4 protein-coding genes are annotated in these 3139 nt (G+C 70.1%); 3 read left to right on the forward strand and 1 reads right to left on the reverse strand.

What is annotated here, in order from left to right:
- Positions 1–847 precede the first annotated feature (847 nt).
- Positions 848–1279 (reverse strand): hypothetical protein, encoded by a 432-nt coding sequence (locus tag OXU42_17620; GenBank protein MDE0031206.1) that lies wholly within the window; start codon positions 1277–1279, stop codon positions 848–850.
- Positions 1280–1410: 131 nt separating this feature from the next.
- On the opposite strand from OXU42_17620, the gene OXU42_17625 reads away from it, so the two are divergent.
- The 3 genes from OXU42_17625 to OXU42_17635 all read left to right on the forward strand — a co-directional run bounded on the left by OXU42_17625 (position 1411) and on the right by OXU42_17635 (position 2865).
- The gene (locus tag OXU42_17625; protein ID MDE0031207.1) at positions 1411–1725 is read left to right on the forward strand and encodes a hypothetical protein; all 315 of its coding nucleotides are present in this window, start codon (positions 1411–1413) and stop codon (positions 1723–1725) included.
- A 496-nt stretch (positions 1726–2221) separates the two neighbouring features.
- Complete coding sequence (locus OXU42_17630) at positions 2222–2395, forward strand: hypothetical protein (GenBank protein ID MDE0031208.1); 174 nt, start codon at positions 2222–2224, stop codon at positions 2393–2395.
- 101 nt (positions 2396–2496) lie between these two features.
- Positions 2497–2865 (forward strand): hypothetical protein, encoded by a 369-nt coding sequence (locus OXU42_17635; protein MDE0031209.1) that lies wholly within the window; start codon positions 2497–2499, stop codon positions 2863–2865.
- Positions 2866–3139: the final 274 nt, after the last annotated feature.

Consider the following 3139-nt stretch of genomic DNA (forward strand, 5'->3'; position numbering starts at 1 on the left):
CGGCCGCCCCGGGCCGAAGCCCCGGTCGGCCCGGTGGGGCCGCCGCCCTGGGCCGAGCTCCGCGCCCTGCAGGCCGAACCCCCGATCTCTGATACTCTGAGGCTGCTTCGGTGTTGGGTCTCTTGAAGCGACGCCCCCGGCCGGCCGGACTATGCACCCGGCTGGCCGGGGGCAACCTCTCGCGGGCACGCGACGAGGGACGCGGGATGATCCGGACCGGGCACACGACCCAATGCCACCACGCCCTGCGGGCGACCGCCCGACCGATCCATCCGCTGACCAGGCCCCCGTCGACCAAGGCATCCTGCCAGGGCTGCTCGCGACGTTCACTGCGAGGCCACCTGAGCGCGGACTGTTCCGCGAGCTGGTTCAGCAGACGGTAGGCCGGGGCGTTCACCGCTTCGACGTCGGTGGCCAGCAAATCACGGCCGCAACGATCAAGGGGATCGCGTGGACCCTCTACGGCCGGATGAACGACGCGGGGCTCTTGGTCGACCCCAAGACGGGTGATCCGTGGTCACGTCAGACTCTCGCGGACGATGCGAGCGTATCCCGCCGCACTTTGGTCACGGGGCTCGCGTTCCTTGACGCGGCGCGCTGCACTGGCCGCCGGCGAGGCCGCGGTCGGCGCCGGGACGTGATCAGCATCAACCCCGGCGGGCTCACCTGGCCCGCGGTCCGCAAGCGGATCGCGATCGCCATCAGGACCCGCGAGGACGAGGGCGAGGGTGCCGCCGCGCCCCACCGGCCGACGCCGTTACCATTGAGTGGGCCTCGCATACCTCCGGCTTCTAGTGGTGCAGAGCCTGCACCACAAACACCCCGTAGTGGTGCAGAGCCTGCACCACTAGAGGGCCACGTACGAAGGGCCACGGATCATCAGTCGGAGGCTGCTGCTGGTACGCCGCGCGCGAGCACGGCCGACCGATGGCGACAGGAGCAGCAGCAGCCCGGACAGACGAACCGCATCGAGGGCCTGATTGGAGCGATCGCGGCCCGGTCGCGCTCCCTCGCCCAGCCGTTCGATGAGGCGACGGCCCGCCGAGACCTCGCCAGCGGCGAGCGGACCGTCAACGACCTCCAGCGCCAGGCCGATGCGCTCGACGCGGAGTGCATCGGCCGTCCCTTCGCCGACCCCGCTACGGGCCGCCGGGTGCAGCGCAACCCCGAGGCCATCGCCGCCAGCGTCGAGCACCAGCGCCGTCTCGCCGCCGACGAGGGCCGGCCGTTCGACGAGACCGCGGCGCGACTCGAGGCGGAGCGCGCGGATGATCGTCATCTCGCCCGGTGCCTCGCCCTAGGCGACAGCCTTCAAGAGCGTGCTGGTGAGGACAGCAACTGAGCACCCGCACGGCCCGCCCTGGCCAGGGACCACCGCCCTCACCTCGCCCTACCCCGGGAGGGTCTACCTTGCTGGTGCGGCACTCGCTACCGCTCGTGAACGCCGTCAAGGCCCGGACCGCGAAGGGACCGCGCGGTCCGGATCGACGACCGGGAGAGCTAGACTGGAGCAACGAGCAGCTCTACGCGGCGCTCGACATCGCGAACCCGCACGCGTTCACCCGTTCGGAGCTCGCCGGCACGCTCAAGTCGGTGCTGCGTTACCGCGCCCGGTGGCGCTCGACCGGCTGGCACCATCCGGGGTGGCTGGCGCGCCAGGCGGTTTCTCGGCCGCCGGAACACCCGCGAGCAGCAGCGGGTCAAGGGCCGTGGCGGAGGCGGTGATCCAGGAGCGCTGCCCGCCGCCCGGCGAGAACCCTGCGCCGGCTCGTTGAAGGCGTGCGCCGGCAATTTTGGAAGGTGGGCGCGGCGGGCGCTCCTGGCCGCTCGCGGGCAACGTCGCCCGGGCGTTGGTCGCGGTCGATCGGCGTCGAGGGACCACAGGGGGGGCGATACAAGGTGGACGGTGAGCCGGCTCGGCGCTGGGCGCTGCTCTTGTGGTTCATCGTCGGCGTCCTGCTCGTCTGGCTGACGGTGTGGTGGCCCTTCGGGCCGTAAAGGGGGCTCCTAAAGGGTCCCACCACGGCTCGACCACGGTGACAGAGGGGGACGGTGGACGGTGAAGTTCTTCGGGCGGTTTGATTCGGGAGGCTGGTGATGACGGCGTAAGGGTGCGGGACGTGTCCGGCCGCACCGGGACGGCGATGGGACCTCGACCCGACCGCGTGAGACGGTTCAACTCCGGGGTGGGGCTTTGGGGGAAGGGAGGAGGGCGGAGGTCATGGCAAGCGGGGGCGTCGGGGAATGGGACGGGATTATCAAGGCCCGCAGGGCGTTTTTTGCGGCGGAACGAGCACTCGCCAAGGCGAGCCAGGAGTACGAGAAGGCGCGGGTGGAGTACGAACGAGCATGCAGCCAAGTCGGCGTGTCCCCGCACTATGCCTCCGGACCGTGATCCCGCCGGATCCGCCGAGCTGCTTCGACGCCGTCTGCGCGAACCTCGACATCGAGCTGCCCCCGCGCTGATTCGGGGGGGGAGAGGGAGACTTGACTGCCATGACGCCTGAGATCTGGACCATCCTCGGCACCGGGTTCACCCTCGCCGCTCTCGGCGTCACCGGGTTCACCCTGCTCTGGCGCTACATCGCCGCGGCCGAACGACGCACCAGGGCGGACCTGGCCGCGGCCGAGAAGCGCGGTGAAACCCGGTTCGCCGAGTTGAAGACCGACCTGAAGGCCGACCTGGCTGGTGCCGAGCAACGCAGCGTCGCGCGCTTCGCCGATTTCGCCGCCCAGCACCAGGACCTGGCCGCCGACGTGAAGGCGCTCGGCGGCCGCATGCACACGCTCGAGGTCCAGATGGCCAAGCTGGAAGGCCTCCTCGAGGGACTGCGCGAGGCCATCACCGGCAAGCGCGCAGCCTAGCTCTTGCCGGGCCGAAGGTCCGGCCTCACCCGGCACCGTCAGGTGTCGGCGAATTCTCCAGAATTCGGTAGTGAGTTACCTCTTTTACTCCGCAAAATTGGTGTAGACTCGGGGTGCTGTGAGTACCCAGGTCGTTCGGATGGCGCGTGTCGGGGGTGCTGGTGGTGGGCTCGGCAAGCACATCGACGGCGAGACCCGACCCGAGTCCGCCGCCCCTCGAGCCTCGGTGGACGGTTCAAAACCGGCCATTTGTGGACACCCCAAAACCGGCCAT

Source organism: Deltaproteobacteria bacterium, from assembly GCA_028818775.1.
GTDB lineage: Bacteria > Desulfobacterota > Binatia > UBA9968 > JAJDTQ01 > JAJDTQ01.

Excerpts from the sequence above, each read along its gene's own strand:
- OXU42_17635 (MDE0031209.1), top strand. The coding sequence starts at position 2,497 with ATGACGCCTGAGATCTGGACCATCCTCGGCACCGGGTTCACCCTCGCC.
- OXU42_17630 (MDE0031208.1), top strand. The coding sequence starts at position 2,222 with ATGGCAAGCGGGGGCGTCGGGGAATGGGACGGGATTATCAAGGCCCGC.
- OXU42_17620 (MDE0031206.1), bottom strand. The coding sequence starts at position 1,279 with ATGACGATCATCCGCGCGCTCCGCCTCGAGTCGCGCCGCGGTCTCGTC.